The sequence below is a fragment of the Larkinella bovis genome (genome assembly GCF_042655385.1).
Classification (GTDB): domain Bacteria; phylum Bacteroidota; class Bacteroidia; order Cytophagales; family Spirosomataceae; genus Larkinella; species Larkinella bovis.
Map to the genome: position 1 here is coordinate 116,770 of NZ_JBHSMA010000013.1, position 22,474 is coordinate 139,243.

Consider the following 22,474-nt stretch of genomic DNA (forward strand, 5'->3'; position numbering starts at 1 on the left):
CCGGTTATTTTACGAAAACCGGCCCGTACAACTTGATACGCTATTTATAATTTTAACCCCTGGCAAATAATTGGCAATAAATCCTTTGCCAACGCCCGCTGCCCCTTATGATTCAAATGAATATCATCAATAAAAAAATCGGACTGGAAAGTATTGATTGTAAAGGGAATCTGTTTCCGTTTGCAGAAATCGACGATCGCAACGCCCCCCTCATCCAGCGTATGGGCTCGCAATTCCGACTGCGTACGGTGTAAATACAGCGAAAGCGGAATTTGTAAGCGATGCGCCAGACTGTCTAAGTCTGAAAACCCCTTAACAAACGGTTCTTTTTTTTCAACCAGCGGAACAATTTCGGGTTTAACCGCTATTTTCTCCATAAGCATCGGTGCCATTTTATCCCAGAGCGATTGCCAGGCAAACAAGTGATTTTCGGCCGGGTGCGTCGGTGCAACCCCAACAACTGGCCGGAAGGTCATCGGATCAAAGGCATCGCCACTGTTGGCTACCAGCAGCAACATATCGGCCTGAAACAAACCAAATTTTTTCAGATAAGCCACCACATTATCAGGTGACCAGGTTTTATCGCTGATGTTTAAAACCCGGATTTTTTTACCATATTTCAGGAACAACTCCTCCTCCAGCAGGGAACTCGCCAGACTGTCCTGATCGACCGCATTCCCACCATTAACAACCGAATCCCCGAGTAATAAGACTACCGTTGAATCCCCGGAACTGACGGGCTTGCTGCGCATCGAAAACGTGTTGGTTTCAAACCGGTTCCGGTAAATAGTTACGCGCTGGTTGGGCTTTAATACGTACTCGAATTCAGCGCTGGCGTCATACAGCGGATAGGTGGTCAAGCCATAATGCCGACCGATTAATTCGACCAGAAGTAAAATACCAAGGCCCGCAAGAACACCTATTCTAATTCGTTTCATACCATTTTATACAACTTAAATCCGACACCATTAAAAGACGCAACTTCCTATAAAGGGCCTCGTTTTATGGGTTTTTAAAATTTCTTTTCACGGCTCCGCCCTTTCAGTCCCATTGAGAACCTAACGTTACTTAAAAGCTTACGTTATGTGTTGAGCTTTGCTGATTAAGTCGTTACCCATTTTTGTGGTAAATCAACTTTTACTATCAGCCGGAGAGAGTTACTAAAGATGGTGTGTTGTGTTCTGTGGATGATCTATATTTCCTTCTGGATTGGTTAAAAACCGGTATTTATTTCAGTCCCGTTACCAGGCGTTTTCGTTGTCACCGACCATTGCTTTCAGCGTCATCCAGCAAATCCAGAGATCGAACCAGATCGATTTTTTCCGATTATAAAACCGGTCGTATCGCACCCGATGACGCATTTTCATCAAGTGATCAATTTCTCCCCGGTATCCGTTGATCTGAGCCAGCCCCGTAATGCCGGGTTTCACCCGGTAGCGTTTCCGATATTCCGGCATCGTATTCCAGTACATGGCACTGTGCTGAACGGCATGGGGGCGTGGGCCAACGATGCTCATATCCCCAATGAGCACATTAATAAACTGGGGCATCTCGTCCAGGTTGGTTTTCCGCAGAAACCGCCCAATGGCCGTGACCCGTTCGTCATCCTTCGTTGCCTGCTTAAAAGCAGCCTTGGGGTTATGTGTCATTGTCCTGAATTTCAAACAATTGAATGGATTACCCCGGTAACCCGTCCGCTTCTGAATGAACAAAACCGGCCCGGATGAACCCAGCCGGATCAGAAGGCCAATCAGCGGAATGAGCCACACCAAAATGCAGAAAATAACCAACAAGCTTATACAGATATCAAATACCCGCTTTCCTAAATACCTTTTGGTGGAATAGTTACGCAGCTTATTCTCCTCTGCATACACATAAAGCGTCTGGTATTGCGAGTTAAGGCTTAGCATATAGGGCTACTAATTCTAATGTTTTGAATGAAAACGATGCTTTAAAATCGGTTCATAGAATACACGTTCATCTTCTTTATGTCGACTCTGGCTGGCAACCGAAGTCATCCGGCCCGGTACGTTTCACAACACTTTTCTGCTCAGTTTCAGATTTCGCTTACTATAGGGGCTCCCATAGTACTCACCATAACTATAATTATAGTAATGTGCTTCTCCTTCACCGATGGCATTCAGAACAATACTCAGGTTCTGGAATCGCTGTTCTTTAAAGAGGGCATCCACCATTTTCAGGTTATTTTTCGGGGTATGGTCATGGCGCACCATGAACAGGGTCACATCGGCAAAGGGTGCCAGCAACTGCGAATCCGTGACCAGTCCGACCGGCGGTGAGTCGACCAGAATGTAGTCGAAACGCTCCCGTAACTCCCCAAAAAACTGCTCCAGTCGGGGTGAATTGAGGAGCAATTCTGCCGGGTTCGACAGGAGCGGCCCCGCCGTAATGATGTAATAGTTTTCATAGCCCATGATGGGCCGCAGCAACTCGTCGATCGTTGCCTCCTCCGTCAGGTAATCACTAATACCCAACTGATTTTCAATGTGCAGGTATTTGTGCAACTGCGGTTTCCGTAAATCCATTTCCAGAATCACGGTTTTTCGATCGCCCATGGCCATACTGGCCCCGAGGTTAAGCGACAGAAACGACTTGCCTTCCCCGCTGATACAGGAAGTGAACAGTAGAACCTGGCTTTGTTTCGATTCATTCCGCAGAAAATGCAAATTAGTGCGCAGGGCCCGAATCTGCTCTCCCATAACTGATCGCAGTCGCGGCTTAAAAACCAGGTTATCCGAAGTGACCCGGTTTCCTTTTACAATCTCGCCCAGAATAGGCGCCTGGGTCACTTCTTCTACGTCCGACCGTCGCATCACCTTGTCGTTGAAGGCATCGCGGACTTCAATAAAACCGATAGGGAGCAGTAAACCAATGCAGCCAAAAATCAGGAAGATCGTGCTTCTAACCGGCGCAACCGGACTTTCGTCCGTCCGGGCTACGTCGACAATCCGGCTATCGGACACGGTCGAAGCGGCCGATAAGGCGGTTTCTTCGCGTTTCTGCAGTAAGTAAGTATACAAACCGTTCTTAATGGCCTGCTGCCGGGTAATGTCGAGCAGTGTACGCTCCTTGCCCGGTACAGTCCGAATCATGCTTTCCAGCCGCCGGTTGTTGGCGACCAGATGGGCCCGGCTGCTGGTTAGCTGCTGCCGCATGTTCTGAATATTTTCGCTGATGCTCCCTTTGATCGTTTTAATCTGGCTTTCAATCGATTGCAGCATCGGACTATTGCTCGACATAATCCGCGACATTTCATCCTGCTTTAATTCAAGCTCTGAGACTTTGGTCAGCAGGCTGGTCAGAGTCGGGTCATTGAGCCCGATGGTGGCGGGTGCCAGGCTTTTATCGCCCCCCTGTTTTGCAATGTAACGCTCAATATCGGCCAGCCCGCTCAGGCGCATATCGACCTCGTTCAACTGGGCATCGTTTTCTTTCACCGTCATCAGGAATGTCTGAGCCTGAGCGCTCAGATCCGTAATGCCCTGCGTCGATTTATACGTTTCGACTTCTTCTTCCACCTTCGACAATTCACCGGCAATCAGGCTCAGCCGCTCTTCAATAAAGCTAAGCATGTTCATGGCGTCCTTGTTTTTGTCGAAAATCGCTTCCTTGCTGTAGGCATTCACCAACTGATTCAACACCGCTTCGGCTTTATCCGGCACAGTATCTTCCATGCTCAGTTCCAGCACATTCGATTCCTTGGCCGCCGGTTCGACACTGAGTTTGGATAAATAACTGTTGACGGCCCGCGAATGCGTATTAACCACGATGATCGTCGGTGGCACGCTGGCGGTCAGCGTTTTGGTGGGAAAAAGCCGTAGCGAACCGTACGGGGTTTTAATGGTTTGATTAAAGGGATACGAGTTGCCGTTGACCAGAACCGTCTTGTTATCCACGAAGGTCAGATTCAGTTCGGTTTCGTAGAGACTGGGATTGGCTTTTTCAATAATCAGTCGCACCGGCGACTCGGCGTAAATCTCTTTTCTATAGGTAGATGTCGGAGTAAAATACTGAATATCAAGCCCCAAACTAGTTACCACCCGATCCATCAGGGTATAGGACGTCAGAATCTCGATCTGGTCGTCGATGCTTACGTTCTTGTTAAACAGATGAAGCTCCTTCATCAGGCTTTCCGAAGCCAGCCCCTTCTTATCATCCTTGATGAGCAGGCTGGCATGAATCCGGTATACCGGCGCCTGGTACAACAGATACGCATATGCCGATCCAAGCGTAATGACAATAGACGCCAAAAACCACGGCCAAAACCGTAGATAGCGCAGAAGACTAGACCGTAAATTGGGCTGCGGTGTTATTTCATAAGCCTGGTAGGGCGTGTATGAGGTATGGGCCATAGTTTCACCGAGTTACAATAATGGCAATGACAGAAAGGGCACTGAGAATAATGGGAATCAGCAGATACGTCCGGTCTGCATTGGCGATTCGGGCTTTGCCCGGTTCGACATAGATAATATCGTTCGGATGGAGGTAATAGTAGGGCGACTGAAAGACGTCCCGTTTTGTTAAATCAATGTGGTTGAACGTCCGCTGCTCGTTTTCTTCCCGAATAACCAGGATATTCTTCCGCTGGCCGTAAATGGTAATATCGCCCGCCAGCCCCAGGGCTTCGGGTAAGGTAATGTGTTCGTTCGTAATGGTGAAGAGCGATGGCCGGCTCACCTCCCCGGTGACGGAAATCTGGAAGCTGAGATTGCGGACATTGACGGTTGGTTCCTTCAGATAACCGAGAAGTTTTTGCCGGATTTGCCTGGCAGCCTGGGTGTTGGTTAGCCCTTGCACAATGACTTTGCCGATCAGTGGCAATTCAATCTGACCTTCTTCGTTCACCTGGTAACCGGTTACCGAAGGCAGCGGATTCGTGGAAGAATTTTGGATAGCCCCCATGGCATTGATCGTTGCATAGGGGTTAAAAAGAGCCGCAGCTTCCTGGCTCAGACTACCCACCTGAACCGAAAGAATATCTCCCGCTTTAATCGTTGGAATATATTTCGGAGCAACCGCAATTGCGTCTTTGCCGTTCTTGCTTTTCTGATAAAGTACAAGTTCTTTACTGGAAATACAACCCGTCAGGCTAACACAAAAAACAGCAAACCAAAAGCCCCGCCGAGCGTACAGAATACGTAGATTCATACTGTCACTTCAATAAGTTAATGATGTTGATTCTGTAATTTCTGACTACCATCGCCGGTTTCACTCATTCTGATAATTCTATTCCTGTAATCCTTTAATCAGTTTTTAATTTGTTTGAGTATAAATACTTAGAATAAAAACTGAAAACATTTTATATGGAAGATTGGAGTAAAATTATAAAAAGTGCTTTTTGGCCTACTAATTAATCACTTTAATGGCTGTAAACGCTCTCAAATGGGGTGAATATGAAACAAAAATAGTACTTATCGGGAGAATGGGAAAATAGAATTTAATTCTGCAAATAGTATAAGTATTAATTCTAGCTCCTTTATCAGACACCTATATGAGGATTCCAAATACTCATTTGCCGTTTTCGAGCCTGGTATTTAAAGCCTAAACAAGGCGTCTTAGCTACTCAAATTTTTACCGGCCTATAATTTCTAAAAATTGTACTAGCTATTAAGTAAATCTAACCTATATGTTGGCAACCATAAATTGTATATGCAATTGCACTCGCTTTCTGCTTTCCCTCCCAATGGGGTGATTTAACAGACAAAAAAACATTATATTTCACTTCTTGCAGATTTCTTTATTTTATTATATGGCGTCAAACTGATTGTCAGACAGCGAAAATTTAACATTTAAGGCACATTAACCCCTAGAATAGTAACATTCCTGTCCAGTAATGAACATACGTAGTTTAGTTAATCAGTTTCGCCGGGAAAAAAACCGGATCTCCAAACCCGGAATATCCTGATCTTGACCGCTCTAAAGCCCCTTTTTGCAAGAAAACAGCCGGTGTAGCCAGTCAAGAATAACCAAAGGTGGTCTTTACGGCGTTTTGGGAGCACCGGTTTCGGTGGGACTGAAAGGCCTAAAACCCCCGCTGGTTCCATTCGCCTTCGCAATTTTACGATTTGGCCAGATCGGCTTGCAGCACCTGAAGCCACAACAGGGCACCAAACTACCGGCTCACTGGCAGCCATTGCCGTTCCCAGTTCTGGGCCATTATCCGACCTGGTCTATCCGCCAGCTAGCGCAGGCGCGGTTGCCATCTCCTACTCCTTACGACGTCGTGGGGAACATCACGTTCAGGTTACATCCAACCGCAGGAAAGGAACCTACCCAAACTGGTAATCAGTGAAGCGAATACAATCGGGACGTATTAACTGGCTACCAGCAACATAGCCACAATAGCCGTCCCAGCGGTGTAGTTCGGTAACGTACCAGCGGTTTTGCTCCAGTTTGGCTACGGATGATTCTACCGAAATGGTATCCAACGGCAATCCCAGCCCGCGGCCATCGGCTTTGGCAATTGCTTCTTTGACGGTCCAAAACCGCCAGAACGCCAGGAGCGAATCGGAGGAGTTTAAAATCTGCTGCCATTGCGCCGGCGACATAACCGATTCAAAATCAGAAAAGTCAATCGTCCTGATTTGCTCGATATCCACGCCCACCTTAACCGTCCGGCTAGCCACGCAAACAATTCGGCTGGCCGAGTGGGCAATATTAAACTGAAAACCGAAGTCGGCATACGGTTTTCCGTACGGCCCGATTTTGATCTGCTCCCCGGCCTGGTCCGGAAAACCGTACTGCTGCAACGCCTTTGCCAGCAATAACCGCCCGATGATGGAACGCTGCCGATCCTGCCAGTTTCGGTAGGCATTCAATCGGGGGTGCAACGATGCGGGTACCTGTTCCTGGTAAAACCGGGCCATGGGTTCGGGCCAGCCATCACCCAACGGAGCTGACGCGATCAGGAGCTGCGGTTCTTTGTCCTGACTAGTCATGCAGGCCGAGGCTTCGAACGATAAAGACCACTCCATCAGCAATTTACATCTTTATAAAACACTTACTTACCGTATCGCCCCCGTCGGTCCGGACCTGCAACAGATACGGCCCGATGGGCAATCGCTGCACATCCAGACGGGCTTCGTTAGTAGTCGTCCGCGTTTCCTGCAAAAGAGCCCCCAAAATCGAATAGAGTTGAATACGGGCTCCTGTCGACGACAATTGCACGTGGAGTTCGGTAGTCACCGGATTGGGATAGATGTTCACACTGAATTCAGGTTGTTCATTGCCATCAATCAGGCAGGAGCTTGTGGCAACGGAAGCGTGACTGGCGCGTTCCAGATGATCATCCCTGACCGCATTGGCCGAATTTTCCAGGACCAGATTGCAAACCAGCGTATTGTACGAACCCGTATTGAGATACAGGGCATTGTCGCAGTTGATGGCAGTATTATTCTCAAAAATCGTCCCCAGCAGCACCGGGATTTGCTCATCCTGATAAAAACCCCGCTGGTGATACTCCACGTAATTCAGATAGCCTTCGGGAAATTCCGCATCCACTACGGCCGGAATGTTCGGAATCCCCGCCCGCACCGTATTGCCCCGCACTTCCAGCCCAATCACCGACGTACCAAAGGTCTGTTCCTGACCGTGTTGCACCGTGTGCGCGCCAATGAAGACGCCATTGCTGCCGTCCATATTCGACACCGAATTACCGATGATCTGGTTGTTATACATCGGGATAAACTGCTGCCGGCCATTGTACAGTTGCTGAACCGGCGTCAGGTCAATCGAACCGCTGTTATACAAGTCATTTTTGATCAACGCCATCTGATTGCAGGCTGCGTGATACAGCGTAATCCCCCGCCGGTTTCCTTCCAGGCGGTTGCCCTGCACCAGCCAGTTCTCCGCACTCCAGTTGAAAATGGCGTAATGGCTCCCTACCCCCGGAATCACGTCCCAGGCCCGGTCCAGTTGCAGTGTGTTCCCGCTTCGGCTGGTGATCCGGCGCCACTGCCCCATCCCCTTTCCGCTGACAATGGCCACCACGGGCTGACGGCGAAAACTGCCCCAGTTCTTGCTCTGGTCCTGCAACGTGGTGGCCGTTGCCCCCGTTACGGTGCCGGTTTCCTCATCGATGCGGTCAGGACCGCCCCCTTCGCTGATGATCGTTTCGCCATCGTTGCTATTCTGAGCCGGACCATTAATCACTTTGAACACATTACCCACTACGGCCAGATTCCGCGCAAAATTGACAATCAGGACGTGGTGAATCGTTGTCGTCGGGTAACGGGCTGATCCATCGCGGTATACCTCATTATCTTCGAAAATACCTTCGTGCGTATCGTTCAGACTCAGGCCATCGACGGCATAGTTGAAGGTGTTACCCCGAATGACAAAATTGCGGCACCCGTTCATCTGCAACGGCCCATGGTAATTGAAATTTGCATCCACGCCCTGGTTGATTTCGGAATTGGCAATGACCACTTTGTCGCTATTGGCCAGCCACAGCCAGTCACTCCGGTTCAGATCGAACCGCACGCGTTGCAGAAAAATCTCGGTTCCCTGGCCCCGGCTGCTGTTGAGCAGGCTGCTGCCAGTCGCGTCGATGTTCAGCAACGACAAATCCGCCAGCCCGGCCTGCCGGGTGACCACCGGCCAATCCAGCCCCAGGTGGGCCGTTTGGGGTTCATACCCGAATTTGATGAAGGTCTGGTCTTTGCCCGCCCCCTGAATCACCACCCGGTTGCGCATCCGCAGGTATTCGAAGTATGAACTCAGCAATTTGTAATTTCCGGCGGGCAGATACACAATACCGCCCCCATCGGCAGCGGCCCGGTCAATGGCCTGTTGCAATGCGGGCTGATCGTTGGCTAGGCCATCGCCGACGGCTTTCACCGGTAACCGGGGATCGGTTTTGACGTTATAGATGTTCCGGAAGAAATCCAGTTTAGCCGCCCAACCCACGCTCAGTTCGAAATAGTCCGTACCGGAAACCGTAGCGGTCAGTGAAAGATCCATGGGCGTTTCACCGGTCACCCCGCCCAACCCATTGGTTACCAGAACGGTGTAAACAACTCCCGGCTGAATACTGGTTGGCAGGGTTAACCGCAGCTGAAACGCATCGCTATGCGCGACATCGATAACCGCTTCGTGGGCTGTCGTCGAGTTCGGCGCAACCAGCCGCACACGGGGAGTCGTTCCGGGTAATAACAGATTGCGGCCAAAGATGCGCAGCGAGCCGCCCGGACTGCCTTCGGGCGAATCGAAATGCATGCCAACAGCCCGATTGACAAAAACCGCCGGGCTTTTCCGGCCCTGGTCTTCGACCCATAACTGGTACATATCCAGGCCCGTCCGGTCCGGGATCTTAACGATGGCGTGGTTAGCACTCTGCACCAGAACCGGCAGGGTAATCGGCGTATTGGTCGTCGTTTTCAGCCCGTAGATTTTAGCCGTTCCCCCAAAACTCCCCTGCAAACTGACAGCCTCCCCGGGTTGGGCCGAAGGGCTCACATTGAATAGGTAAGGCTGGGCCGTAGCGGTTCGGGAAGTGCCCAAAGTGCCCGACAGCAGCAAAAGCAGGAAGAAGAGACGGTGGATCATCGCCAAACCAAATTTTATCTTTTTTGGGGTTAAAAAACCCACAATTCATGCGGTACTCCGTTTGAAAAGTTGCTGGTGACTTCATCGAACCGAGTGGGTGCCGATCAGCCTGCCGGTCAATGGATTCCCGGTTAGCGGAAAAACGATACGGGCCGGTGCTTGTCTGGCAGCTCCGTCGATGCGCTCCCGTTACCGGCCGGAAAACCCGTTATCTGGTCCCATTACCGTATAATTGTTTACGTTGGCGGCCCAATTTGACAATTACTGTGCCAAAGGCCCCGATTCTGTACTAAAAACGACAGAGTGATTATGCGGTACTCATTTCCGGCAGGTCACACCTTGAAATTTATATTTTTTGACAAAACTTTATGAATAGTACGATAAACCACACAAAATGGCATTGAAATTGGATGAAAACATCTGAACCTAATTTCCTCACAAGTTTCTATTCATCTGGGTGATCTTCCGGGATCATTTCAAGGTGGCATGACACGTGAGTTATCCCCTGCCCGAAAATGTCTTTCTGGTTTACTCAACGCCACCGCAGTTATACTGAACTTTTCGAACCCACGCACCCGGCCGCTCCCTCTACCGAGCCGGATGCGTCACCAATCCCATTTGATTCTCTTCTCACCCGCTTCCGGGCCTGGGAAGAGCAGCGGCTTTCATTACCCCAAATTATGGCCAAAGCCCGTTGGTTTGTTCTCTGGCACCAGCCGGCCGGCGAATTGACGCCGTACGGTTTTGCCGTTCTGGAAGAATGTCCCAACGCCATTTATGGGTACAGCTTGTGGGCTCGGCAGAGTGGTCGGATTCAACGCATCGCAACCGCGACTGACAAGTCCATGCTTGATGAATTTTTACAGGCCGAACGGTGTGAGCTTACCACTCAGCCGCGCCAGGTCCGTTCATTCCTTCACAATGTCGCGCAACACTTGACGACTCCTGCATGAGGCAGCAGCAAACCGGTTCTGTACAACTTCGGGGTTATAAAGTCCCATTACCGCTCTCCGAGCTGCTTTGGCTGGAGGGCAATAGTAATTACAGCCTGTTGCACCGAATCAATGCCCCGAACCTGATGACCGCCCGCACGCTGGTTCGTTGGCAAAAACTGCTTCCCCAGTTCATTCGTATCAGTCGTGGTGCCCTCGTCAATCCCAGCCATATTTCGCGCCTTCACCGGATTTCCACTTACCAGGTCGAAATTACGCTGACCGACGGTACGGTTTTGCAAGTGGCCCGCCGACGGATTGCCGAAGTTTTCAAGTCCTTTAAGGCGCCCAACAACTAGCTTCCCAACCGGCTACCTGATCCTTACAACCGCTTCCAGTTCCGGTTCCGCAGCCAAGTTCCGTTTTACGGACTCGCGTATTTCAGGTACAGAATGTACGGTAAAATCCGCAACTTACAGGCCACCCAGATGGGCAGCCGGAGGAGCCGGATCAGTGGCAAATACGTCCGAAACTCCTTGTGCGAACGGGGGGCGCGGTAATACACGTGTTCCCACTCTTCCAGCGACAGGCCCAGTTTGGCAATCGCGTACATGACCACCGAACGCTCGTAGCGGTACGACCCGGCCTCCAGTTCAGTAATCGCGGCTTCCCGGGTTATCTGCCCGGAGCGAACCAGGGCCGAAAGTTCGGTTTTCCGTTTGTCAATATTGAACTTTTCGGGCAGCAAAAAGGACTGAAAAAAATTGGTATACAGGTTTTTATGGTGATGTCCACCGTAATATACCCAATCCAGATCGTGCTTCAGTACTTCATCAACTTTTTTCTTATTGTACTCGATGTATTCCAGTAACCGAACTTCCTTGATCCGCTTAACAAAAACACAGTAAAGCAGCCACGGCAGCGTCAGGATCTTGAAACTGCGGATTACGCCACTGCCAAATTTCTGGTGAATGTCTTTGATATACCGGCCATCCATGTAAGTCCAGCTAATGGGTGAGGTACCTTCTGTCCGGAACGAATGGCCGTGCAGAATATAGCGAATGTTTTCTTTAGCGGCCTTTTCGTACAGGACCGAATGGATGGCGTAGACCGTCGGGATGTCGGCATCGGGAACCGAGGCTCTCAGAAAAGCCCGTTGCAAATCCCTGAATTCGTCGGGGTCGGCCGTCACCGTATGCAGATCCACCCGCAGCAGATCCGTCGCTTTCCGGATGTTCGAAACCGCAGTCTCGGTATTCCAGCCATTGTCAAAATAAACCGCCAGCGGCCGAAGCCCGAGTTTCCGGGCTAAATACAAGGTATAAATGCTATCCCGCCCCCCGCTGACGCCCACAATGCAGTCGTATGATTTGTTCCGGCCCGCCTTCCTGATCTTTTTAACAATCTTCCCGAGTGCCTCCTCCATGTTTTCGAGGGGGTGAAGCCGCTCCATTTCATCGTGGATATAGCAATATTTACAAACCCCGGCGGCATCAAACCAGATATCGGAAACCGTCGTATCCAATACACACCGGCTGCACCGCTGATGTTCATCGATTGCTTTAAATTTCCAGGAACTGGTTTTTGCTTCCATTTCTTCGTTGCACTGCTATCGATCGAATTCAAGCCCGAATTCCATTCCGAATCATTATCAATTACGCCAACGCCCCACTTAGAATCCTTTTTTAGCAAGCATAAAATCGCTCACCAACGTGGCGATTTGCTTCTGTTGCTGGGCGTCCATTTCCGTATGAATCGGGAGGGAAAGCACCTGCTGACTCAAGCGTTCGGAAACCGGTAAGCTTCCCTGCGGGAACCGATCGCTGTAGTAAGCGGGCTGGAGATGCAGCGGGACCGGATAATACACCGCCGACGGAATTCCATTCAAATACAGGTGGGCCCGCAGGGAATCCCGAACACCCGCCGGCACGATCAGGGTATACTGGTTATAGACGTGCGCGGACGACTCCCTGGAAACCGGCGTCTGAAGGCCCGGAACATCCTTTAACAAATAATCGTAGCGGGCTGCTGCCGTCTGACGCTGGCGGTTAAATTCGTTCAAATGCCGAAGCTTGACCGTCAGAACGGCGGCTTGCAGTGGATCGAGCCGCGAGTTCATCCCGACCACTTCGTGAATGTATCGTTTGCGCTGTCCGTGGTTGGCAATCATCTGAAAACGCTCCGCCAGGTCAATGTCGTTGGTCATAAGGGCTCCGCCGTCGCCGTAACAGCCGAGGTTACTCGACGGAAAGAATGACGTACAACCAACCGTTCCCATCGTTCCGGCCGACTCGACGGCCCCACTTCCAAACTCGTACTCACTGCCCAGCGCCTGCGCCACATCTTCAATCACCGCCAAACCGTGGCTGGCGGCCAATTGCAGCAACGGTTCCATGTCGGCGCACTGGCCAAACAGGTGTACCGGCACGATGGCTTTGGCCCGGGAGGTCAGCACTTTTCCGGCGGTTTCTGCCGTCAGCAAAAAGGTGTGGGCATCCACATCGGCCCATACCGGTGTCAGCCCCAGCAACGCAATGGCCTCGACCGTTGCCGCGTGGGTAAACGCCGGGACAATCACTTCGTCGCCCGGTTTCAGGCCCAGGCCCAGCAACGCAATTTGCAGCGCATCGGTGCCGCTGGCGCAGGCAACGACCCGGTTTGCCCATAAAAAAGCCGCCAGATTCCGTTGAAACTCCCGCACGAAGGCATTATTGATGTAATCGGCCGTTTCGAGACACTGCTGAATCGCTTCGTCAATCTCAGGTTTCAGCCGCTTATACTGGCTTTTCAGATCAACCATCGGAATACGTTCTGCTGTTATCATGGCGGAAAAGGCTACAGGAGGGCATTTACAAGGTTACTGTGGGACTTTCATTAAAACATCTTTTTTTTCAGCAATTTCACGGTTGAAAGGCTCAATGGAGCAGGTATTTCCGAAGCAGATTGGGTTTATCATTCCCTGAACTTCGGTAATAGTAATACCGGTAATCGTACGAAAAGCGGTTTTTAACGGAATTCAGCACAATGTTCAGTTGCGGGAACCGCTTATCCTGATACAGGGCATCAACGAGTTTGAGGTAACTCCGGTTTGTAATATTGTGCCGAACGGCATAGATCGTAACATCGGCAAACGGGCCAATCAACTGGGCGTCGGTCACCAATCCAATCGGCGGAGAATCAATGACGATGTTATCGAAGCGCGCCCGCAGTTCCCCCACCAGTTCGTCCAGCCGCGGACCACTCAGCAATTCCGACGGATTCAGCGGAATCGGACCGCAGGAAATGATATACAGATTATCAAAACCGGGTACCTGTTGCAGTATATCATCCAGCGTAGCTTCGCCCGACAGATAACTGCTGCTGCCCCGAAAATTAAGCATGTTCAGAGCTTTATGCAGTTTCGGACGGCGCAAGTCCATGTCGACCAGCACAGTCGGGCGGCCCACCAGCGCCATGCTGACGGCCACATTCAGCGACAGGAATGATTTGCCCTCCCCACTCAAACTGGAAGTAAACAAAACGACCTGGTTGTCGCTGGCTTTTTCCCGCAGAAACTGGAGGTTGGTGCGCAAAGCCCGAATTTGTTCAGCCGCCACCGACCGTTTGCGACCGTTGACAATAACCGGAAATTCGTGCCGGACATAGGAGATTTCCCCAATAACTGGCGTTTTGGTGGCTTCGTTGATTTCGACCCGGCTCGAAACCCGTTCGTTAAAGAATTTCTTGAACCGAATAATGATCACCGGAATAATCAGACCGACAAGACCGAAGAGGGAGAGAATCAACAGTTTAACGGGTTTGATCGGCTCCGAGCTGGCACTGGCCGTATCGATGACCTGACTGTTGGCGCTTACCGACGCCAGTGAAATTGTCATTTCTTCCTGCTTCTGTTGCAGGTACGCATACAGATTGTTCTTGCTGGCCTGCTGGCGGGTAATATTCATCAAAGCGCGCTCCTTGCCCGGTATGATCCGAATCTGGTCTTCATACCGTTTGTTAGCGGCTATCAACCGGCTGCGCGTACTCGTCAGCACCCGCCGAAGGGTCGCAACGGACTGAACAATACCGCCTTTCGTGGCATTGATCTGATCATCGAGTGACTTAAGCAACGGACTGGCATCGGGCGAGGTCCGCACCACCTGGTTTCGTTGCTGGTCGAGGTCGGTCAGTTTGTGGATGAGCGACGTTAAATTCGGGTCGCTGAACCGGGCAGTGGCGGGCGGGGTTCCACGGTTGGCGCTCGTTCCCCGGACAAACCGTTCAATATCGCCCAGTGTGCTGAGCTGAATTGCCACCTGATTGAGTTGGGCATCGTTGTTCTGTAACGTAGTCAGCAGGGCCTGCGCATTGGCCCCCATATCCGAAATGCCATTTTCGGCTTTATACGACTCGATTGTCTTCTCGAGAGCCGCCAGTTCGTCGGAAACCAGTTTGAGACGCGTCTGAACGAACCGCATGGCGTGCGTCACCGCCCGGTTTTTCTCGTCGGTTGCCGCCGAATTGTAATTGGTTATAATCTGGTTCAGAATGGCTTCCCCTTTACTTGGGACGGCATCCTCCAGCGTCAGCACCACCACCGTCGAGGCTTTGCCGCTGGGTTCGACGGAGAGTTTGCTCTGGTAATACCGAATCGCCTGGGGGTAGGTCATAATCTGGACGACCACCGGTTCGTTGGAGTACACCACGGGTTGTTTAATGAAAATTTGCAACCGGCCAAAGGGCGTGTTGATAACCTGGTTTGCCGGATACACCCAATCGTTCAACCGCACCGTCGTTGGGCTGATGATGCTCACCTGAATGTCGGCCCGGTAGAGATTGGCCGTGGGTTCGATCAGAACGATCCGGATGGGTGCTTCTTCGTAAATTTCCCGTTTACCAAACGGAGTACTGCGGAAAAAGCGAATATTCAGCCGGAGCGAATCGACCACTTTCTTCATCAGTGTGTTCGACCTCAGGATTTCGATTTCATTCTCGACGACTTTCGGCTGACCGTAGAGAGGCATGTCTTTCAGAACCGCGTTGTCCGTCGTATTTTTCGGTTCATCCTTCACCAGCAAACTGGCCTGAATCCGGTAAATGGGTTCGGTAAACCAGATAAAGACAAAACCGGCCACGAGCATCGCGACCAGCGAGATGAGAAACCATTTCCAGTGTTTAACATAGCCCCGTAATGCGCCCTTCGAATCCGCCGGACTAATTTCCCCCTGCGGATACATCGGATAAGTGTACATATTCGACGACTTCATAAGCACCAGCCTTAGTAACTCAATAAAACAACCCTTATAAACTGCCGGACCAGGACAGCGATATACTGCTCATTATCAGTTCAGTATGGAGAAATATTACGCCCATCACAGTATCCATCCGTATCAGACCCAATTCCAATGGTTCACCGGCATGTCATTTTCAGAAATGCTGGATAAACGACCAGCCTTTACCTTCCAGATTTCAAAACTGCTTTTGACTCGTAAAAATACTCAAGTATTTCACGCTACCTTATACCATCCAAAGAAGTGATTTTGTGGTCGTTGAGTAGGATAGTTTTCCCGCTGAAGAGGCAAAAACAGTCAGAAAAACGAAGCTTTACACACGCGTAGTTAACTCATTAAACTTGTCAACTCAACAACAAAACTACACGAAAGCCTATTTATCTAACAAATACTAAACTCTAAATTTATTATGTGGCGGCAGAAATAATTTACCATTTTTATTTGCATGGCTATACATCAAGTAATTTTCTGTCTTTTAATGCCCGGTTTTTACCATTATTATTCCCGAAAGATATAACGCACATATGTAAACCAAAGAACAGATAAACAATTGGTTAGACTACCATTTCATCCCGGAAACGATGTGAGTGCAGAAAAAAAACACTACTTAAAACCGCAAAAATATTTTCACATTTTGTCCGATAAATAACAGCAGTGTCTACTCAATTTCCAATACTCTTGCCTGTATGTCTATAAGCAATTCTCTATAGCTGTTATGGGGTAATCAGACAATTATTTTACCGGTCAAAAAGGCTTGCAACCTCTTATCATTCGGCAGTAACTATCATGATCGTGGCTGTTGGCTTATCCGTGCTGATCAGGCTGTTTTTACCGGTTTCGTTGGTAAGTTTGTTAACAACATCCCAGTATCCAGCGGCTCGGTCGGGCCTTCCTGATCATGACCGGTTTCATGCTCATTACCGAAGGCGCTGATTTGGCAGAAATCGTGATCTTCAACAGCGAAATTGGCTCCATACCAAAACTTCGCAATTGCCTTCTCGCTCCTGGTCGAATGCCTCAACATGTGCCTGCGCAAAACCAGGCAACCCGTTCAGCTGCACGCTTATGAAAAACAGATCACACCGGATGGGGATTTAAATAGACGATAGCCCATCGACAATCGTCTATTTCGCATTATAACGTTCCAGCAACGCAACCAGACTGCTTTCGTCGTTCAGGTTCAGAGCCTGCTCCTTGATGAGTTTCTCGAGTTGGTCTTTCTGATCGGCCAAGGCCGCCAGCACCGATTTCTTGCTTTTCTGAATCTTCTGAACGGAACCATCCGGTCTGGCAATGAAATAGTATTCCTGTTTCTGAAATTCTTTCGTCACTGTGGCCGAATTGAACGGTTTGTTTTCCGTCATATTCACCTTGTATTGCTTGAGCAGCTTCGTAGGACCGTCGACCAAAACCTGGTAGAATGTCGTGGACGTATTGTTGTTCACGGCGGCAAAACCGTTCCGGAAAATCATTTCGGAAGCATCCATGATCCGGAACTCTTTCAGGGTTGCCGGACTCAACCGGTACGTCTGGTTGTTCTGCGAATACTCAAGTTCGCCGGCATACACATCGTACCGCACTTTCAGATTCGGATATAACTTGCTGTTGGCGGTCGTTACGGTCCCATCTTTCCAGGCATCATTCAAATACGGAGAGCCCTGCACGTCTACGTACTTGTTGGCCCGGATTACCTGACCATTTACATCCGTCAGAAAGACCCCCTGCGCGTAGGTGAGGGTGGTCAGGCCCAGCAGCAACAGGCCCGAGATCAGCATGGTTTTCATCAGTAGAGCATCATTTATCGTAGGATTCGAAATCCGGAACGGTCTTCACACGACAAGATAACGAACCAATCCTAAAACCAGTACGCTTTTTTTGTACCTTTACCGCCATCAAAATCCGCCTATTTGTCTGCGCCTTGCAACTCATTGATCAACTGAATGATAGTATCCGAAGTTTAGCCGGTTTCTGGCCGGAGCTGGCGCTCATCGCTGCAATTGTCCTGGTTGTCCTGACAGATTTAGTCTTCAGCCCCCCTGCCAAAACCGGCTATTTGGGTTCGGGGCCGAATGCCGCTGCCGTTACGAAAAACCGGGTCATTCAATACAGTCTCTCCGTTATGAGCGTTGTCGGCGTCGGGCTACTGCTGCTTGACCAGTGGACCCTGGAAAAAGGCTTTTTGTTCAACACCGTCCTTTTGCTTGATAATCAGGCGGTTTTTTATAAACTGGTCGTTACCCTGGCCGCTTTTTTTGCCATCCTTCACGCCTGGCTGGTCCGGCGGCCGCAGGACACGCTGCCGCTCGACTGGCTGCCGATTCTGCTTGCACTGCTTCTCGGGCTGTATCTGATGACGATGTCGGTCAATCTGCTGACCATTTACCTCAGCATTGAACTGGTATCCATCAGCTCCTATTTATTGACGGCGCTTTCCGCCGACCGCAAAGCCTCCGAGGGGGGCCTGAAATACCTGCTCTTTGGTGCCATCAGCTCGGCCATTATGCTGTATGGCATGTCGTTGCTCTATGGACTGCTCGGAACGCTTTCGCTAACCGACTCCCTGAACGAACTGACGCGGAATGATTCGCTGGTTATTTATATTGCCGGTTTTCTGACACTGGCCGGTCTGTTCTTTAAACTGTCGCTGGTGCCGTTTCACGTCTGGACGCCAGATGCCTACGAAGCAGCTCCAACCCCCATTGTCGCCTTTTTTTCGGTGGCTCCCAAAGCCGCTGCGTTGCTCGTCCTGATGCGTATCCTAACGGCTTTACCGGCCAATTTCCAGACACCCCTGGCGGTTATTTCCATTGCCAGTATCACCCTCGGCAACCTCTCGGCGCTCTGGCAAACAAACGCCAAACGAATGCTGGCGTACTCCTCCATTGCTCATGCCGGTTTTCTGCTGGTAGGGGTTATTGCTTTCAACGAAACGGGGTTCGAAGCGGCTACTTTTTACGTGGCCACTTACGTCTTCATCAACATGGCCGCCTTCCTGCTCACCGATCTGCTGGCCCGGCAGGAGAACAAGGAATTAACCATGCAGGATTTCAGCGGATTAGGCAATCAGCAACCGCTTCTTGGCGCTGCGTTGACGGTGGTTATGATTGCGTTGACAGGCCTCCCGCCGACGGTCGGTTTTACGGCCAAGTTCCTGGCTTTTTCTTCCCTCCTCGAAGCCCACCAGGCCAACGGCAATCCCTGGTTACTGGCCCTGTTCGGAATTGGTTTGCTGAACGCCGTTGTCTCGCTGTTTTATTACCTCCGTATTCCTTTCCTGTTGTACTTCCGACCAGCGCCAGCAACAGCTTTGCCAGACAAAAAACTGAACCGGCCACAACTCATTTTAGCGACTGTGCTAACGGTGCCCGTGCTGTTTCTTTTCTTCCAGCCCAACTGGGTCCTGCGCTGGATTCAGGGTTTATAAAGTTGGTTTAGGCTCCCCTGTCTCAGTCAAGTGGCTAAAAGCGAAACGGGCCGTAATGAGTCGGGCAATACAGCGCCCCTTGTTTCCGGGCGTTTGGCGACCAAGTCGCCCATTGAGCCGGCCAATAACAAAACCGCCCGTCCTGACGCGTCAGGACGGGCGGTTTTGTCACTTTCTGTAATCAATTAAGGTTTCAGCAATTTGAGCGTACGGCTCTGGCCGGGCGTGCTTACTTGCAGGAAGAGCAGGCCCGATGGCTGATTGCCCAGTCGGAACGTTTGGTGTTCTACCGCTCCGGCGGCCTGTACAGCCCGCTCGATAACGACCCGTCCCTGTGCATCGCTGATCTGGAACCGCAATGCCCGGGTTTCGGCACCCCGCACTTCGACATCAACCTGTTCTCCAATCGGGTTACCCAATACCGTCACTTTCAACCCATTGCTCTCTGCCGAGGGAGCCGACACACGGCCCGACGGGGCCGGACATTTAAGCGCCTTGGGTGAGTCTTTCAGGTTATAGGTGGAGTTTAAAACCCGCGCCCCAACGACCCGGTTGGTATTGGTTTTTAAACCCACCGGTGTCGGAATGCTGAAGGCGTGATACCCATTGCCTTTCCCGGCGTTTTTCAGGTCCTGCCGGAAATTGCTGGCTTCTACAATGGCGAAGCTGGCACCTCCTTCGAAAATCTCTACCGTAATTGGCGCATTGGGCTGGTTCTTATTATAAACCCATCCCGTAATAATATCGCAATTAACCGTTTGCAGGAACCCTTCAAAATTACCGGTCACAGGAGTAGAAGAAGGCGTACCGCTTACCACCAGGGTCACGCTCGTTGCGCTGGTGCTGGTGCCGTCTTTAGCGGTATAGTTCAAAACAAATGTTCCGGCGGTCAGGGGTGTACCGCTGATAACCCGAGTGGTTTCGTTAAAGCTCAGATTGGCGGGTAAACCGGTCAATCCGTAGGTCAGCGGTTCCGAATCGGTAAAGGCGGGCAGGGCACTGGAGGTGTAAGCGACGTCCACCGTTGCCGCCAGCGGGGCTACTGACGGAGCCACCGGTGCCGGATTCGGTACGCCACAACTCAGCACCTTGGGTGAGTCTTTCAACTGATAGGTACTGTTCAATACCCGAGCCGACAGTACGTGCGTGGCGCCATCCTTCAGCGATTCGGGAGTCGGAACGTTGTAGGCATGAATTCCATTCCCTTTTTTAGCCGTCAGCAAATCCTGACGGAAATTATTGGCATCGACAATAAGCACCAGATTATTGCCTTCATACAAACCGACCTGCAGCGGTACATTGGGCTTATTCCGATCCCACACCCAGCCTGTCAAATTGCTGCAGTTAACGGTTTGCATAAAGCCCTCGAAGCTCCCCGTTACGGTTGGAACCTCCACCGTGGCCGTGGCCGTAAACGAACAGCCGGCACCCGCGGGCGTACAGGTAGCCGTATAGGTTGTCGTAGCGGTTACAGCCGGGGTCGTGAAGGAAGCGCCCGTTGCGCCCGTATTCCAGGAAACCGTCCCGCCATCGCAGCCGACTGCCGTCAGCGAAGCCGTCTCTCCGGCATTGAGGGTCTGGCTGGCTGGTGAAACCGTGAAAACAGCGGGCAGGACGGTTTGCGTACCCGGCGGAACCAATTGCGCCTGAGAAGCCGATATAAAAATAGCCGTTGGCCCCGAAACCGAACTAATATACGAAGCATCCGCCGGGAATGTGTTCTGCGAAGCCACCCCAGCCACCGTATTCGGCGTCGCCCCCACCAGCGGATTCAGGTCCATATCCCACTGGATATAAGTACAGTTTGTGCATGATGTTGCCGCAAAGGTATTACAGCTTGCGCTGATGCCCGTTCCCCGTAACCGCAGAGCCGGTCTTGAGTCCGGCCCTCCAGTTTCAGCAGCAAACGTATTTCCCTTCACCGTAGCGGTTTCAGCCTCAATATTGACGGCCACATTCCCCGCCACTGACGTTCCTGCAATACCGGTTATCTGGTTATCCGTAAATGTCAGGTTGGATACTCTCTGTCCCGCAGTTCTGCCATTCAAAAAAACCAGGGAGCGGGCGACGTTGGGCGTATTAAATTGGGTATTCGGAGAAACAATCACCCCGGGGTTATCTCCAACAAAGGTTTTCCCCGAGAAGATATTGCCGCTTATGACTAAACCATTTACGGGATTATTGTAGGTGGTAGCAAATCCCAGGTCTCCGTTTGCAACGATTTCGTTGTTGGTAATGGAAATGGAGCTAAGATCTCCCCGAAGAAAAACCGCCCCATCCTCAGAACCCGGATTGTTATCGTCGAACCCAATGATGGTAAAACCGCTCACCGAAACGTCACTCATCGTACCATTGATGAACACGGTAGCCTCTGCACTTCCCTGCCCCACAATAGTCGTACTGGTTCGGCCGGCGCCCGTAATGGCCAGGCTCTTGTTAATAGTAATATTTTCATTGTACTTGCCCGCTGCTACTGTGATGGTTGCCCCGACGGGTGCTGCCGTGATTGCCGCCTGAATAGTTGCGTGGTCCCCTGAAGGGCCGACCGTAATCTGGGCAAAAAGGCCCGGCGTTATGCCCAGCAGAAGCAGCAGAACGCCCAGCGTACCTTTCAGCAGAGAGGAAAATCTGCGCGAATGATTGGAATAGATGTCAGAAGTAAATTTTTTCATAAATACGGACAAAAGAAGTAATGAATATGAACAAACTGGAATGCACCATGAAGAACAGTCAGGACAAACAAAGTTTGTCTTGACCAATGCCGTTGCTACTACAAACCCGATGAAATCTGGTGATTACCTCACCGACACCATAAGAAGCACAACCGTAAAAACCATCCGACTTTTGCGCCAAAGCCGAAAATCTACTGCCTATAATGCTTAGTAGCTACGATTGGAGGGTGGAGAATAAAAAAAGGAGAAGTACATTTTTTGCATATAGGCCAGAGTTTTTAAAATATCAATAATATAGCGTAATATGATACTAATAGTGTCCAATATTAAACCCAATCATTGTACTTTACAAATACTGATTATCAAAAGTCCGTTATTTTTTAACTACAATGTCTGTTAACCCCTATATAAAACGCTGATTATAACCTATCCATTCATACCCGAACTTCTTGCAATAATCCTAAAATAATTTAGAAAATTATAGTTTGCCTGATTATTTAGCGATCCCTTAAAAAAGTCTTGTTAACGGTAATTCATTGGCATTGTCCTTTTCGTAACTTTGCCTTAACTTCAACTGAACGAAAAGCACGCTTCGGGAGTTACCTTCAT

The 22,474-nt window shown here is 50.4% G+C and carries 14 protein-coding genes; 3 read left to right on the forward strand and 11 right to left on the reverse strand.

Going from position 1 to position 22,474, the window contains the following annotated elements; genetic code table 11:
- Positions 1–44: 44 nt before the first annotated feature.
- The 6 genes from ACFPMF_RS24665 to ACFPMF_RS24690 form a co-directional block, all read right to left on the reverse strand.
- A complete protein-coding gene (locus ACFPMF_RS24665) occupies positions 45–938 on the reverse strand; it encodes a hypothetical protein (protein ID WP_379850159.1) in 894 nt (297 codons plus the stop codon).
- A 303-nt stretch (positions 939–1,241) separates the two neighbouring features.
- Positions 1,242–1,910, reverse strand: coding sequence for a sugar transferase (locus ACFPMF_RS24670; RefSeq protein ID WP_379850161.1), 669 nt, complete (start codon positions 1,908–1,910; stop codon positions 1,242–1,244).
- 123 nt (positions 1,911–2,033) lie between these two features.
- Positions 2,034–4,373: a GumC family protein gene (locus ACFPMF_RS24675; RefSeq protein WP_379850163.1), complete on the reverse strand. Its 2,340-nt coding sequence runs from the start codon at positions 4,371–4,373 to the stop codon at positions 2,034–2,036.
- Positions 4,374–4,377: 4 nt separating this feature from the next.
- Complete coding sequence (locus tag ACFPMF_RS24680) at positions 4,378–5,169, reverse strand: polysaccharide biosynthesis/export family protein (protein WP_379850165.1); 792 nt, start codon at positions 5,167–5,169, stop codon at positions 4,378–4,380.
- Positions 5,170–6,290: 1,121 nt separating this feature from the next.
- Positions 6,291–6,995, reverse strand: coding sequence for a 4'-phosphopantetheinyl transferase family protein (locus tag ACFPMF_RS24685; RefSeq protein ID WP_379850167.1), 705 nt, complete (start codon positions 6,993–6,995; stop codon positions 6,291–6,293).
- Between the two features lie 7 nt (positions 6,996–7,002).
- Positions 7,003–9,567, reverse strand: coding sequence for a T9SS type A sorting domain-containing protein (locus tag ACFPMF_RS24690; protein ID WP_379850168.1), 2,565 nt, complete (start codon positions 9,565–9,567; stop codon positions 7,003–7,005).
- Positions 9,568–10,082: 515 nt separating this feature from the next.
- On the opposite strand from ACFPMF_RS24690, the gene ACFPMF_RS24695 reads away from it, so the two are divergent.
- Together ACFPMF_RS24695 and ACFPMF_RS24700 are read left to right on the forward strand one after the other, a co-directional pair.
- Positions 10,083–10,520: a hypothetical protein gene (locus ACFPMF_RS24695; RefSeq protein WP_379850170.1), complete on the forward strand. Its 438-nt coding sequence runs from the start codon at positions 10,083–10,085 to the stop codon at positions 10,518–10,520.
- Positions 10,517–10,858 (forward strand): LytTR family DNA-binding domain-containing protein, encoded by a 342-nt coding sequence (locus ACFPMF_RS24700; protein ID WP_379850172.1) that lies wholly within the window; start codon positions 10,517–10,519, stop codon positions 10,856–10,858. Before ACFPMF_RS24695 ends, ACFPMF_RS24700 begins: the two co-directional genes overlap by 4 nt.
- A 65-nt stretch (positions 10,859–10,923) precedes the next feature.
- Here the strand turns inward: ACFPMF_RS24700 and ACFPMF_RS24705 are convergent, their stop codons facing one another.
- From ACFPMF_RS24705 to ACFPMF_RS24720, 4 genes are all read right to left on the reverse strand, one after another.
- On the reverse strand, positions 10,924–12,093 hold the full coding sequence (locus tag ACFPMF_RS24705) for an N-acetyl sugar amidotransferase (protein ID WP_379850174.1): 1,170 nt from the start codon (positions 12,091–12,093) through the stop codon (positions 10,924–10,926).
- A gap of 78 nt (positions 12,094–12,171) precedes the next feature.
- Entirely contained in the window at positions 12,172–13,323 is a 1,152-nt protein-coding gene (locus ACFPMF_RS24710) for a DegT/DnrJ/EryC1/StrS family aminotransferase (protein WP_379850176.1), read from the reverse strand.
- A gap of 91 nt (positions 13,324–13,414) precedes the next feature.
- Positions 13,415–15,745 carry a GumC family protein gene (locus tag ACFPMF_RS24715; protein ID WP_379850178.1) on the reverse strand — a complete coding sequence of 777 codons (2,331 nt, stop codon included), beginning with the start codon at positions 15,743–15,745 and terminating at the stop codon, positions 13,415–13,417.
- Between the two features lie 1,148 nt (positions 15,746–16,893).
- Positions 16,894–17,553: a hypothetical protein gene (locus ACFPMF_RS24720; protein ID WP_379850180.1), complete on the reverse strand. Its 660-nt coding sequence runs from the start codon at positions 17,551–17,553 to the stop codon at positions 16,894–16,896.
- Positions 17,554–17,687: 134 nt separating this feature from the next.
- On the opposite strand from ACFPMF_RS24720, the gene ACFPMF_RS24725 reads away from it, so the two are divergent.
- Positions 17,688–19,193 carry an NADH-quinone oxidoreductase subunit N gene (locus ACFPMF_RS24725; protein ID WP_379850182.1) on the forward strand — a complete coding sequence of 502 codons (1,506 nt, stop codon included), beginning with the start codon at positions 17,688–17,690 and terminating at the stop codon, positions 19,191–19,193.
- 185 nt (positions 19,194–19,378) lie between these two features.
- Here ACFPMF_RS24725 and ACFPMF_RS24730 read toward each other — a convergent pair whose 3' ends face one another.
- Positions 19,379–21,865 carry a putative Ig domain-containing protein gene (locus ACFPMF_RS24730; protein WP_379850184.1) on the reverse strand — a complete coding sequence of 829 codons (2,487 nt, stop codon included), beginning with the start codon at positions 21,863–21,865 and terminating at the stop codon, positions 19,379–19,381.
- Between the last annotated feature and the right edge of the window lie 609 nt (positions 21,866–22,474).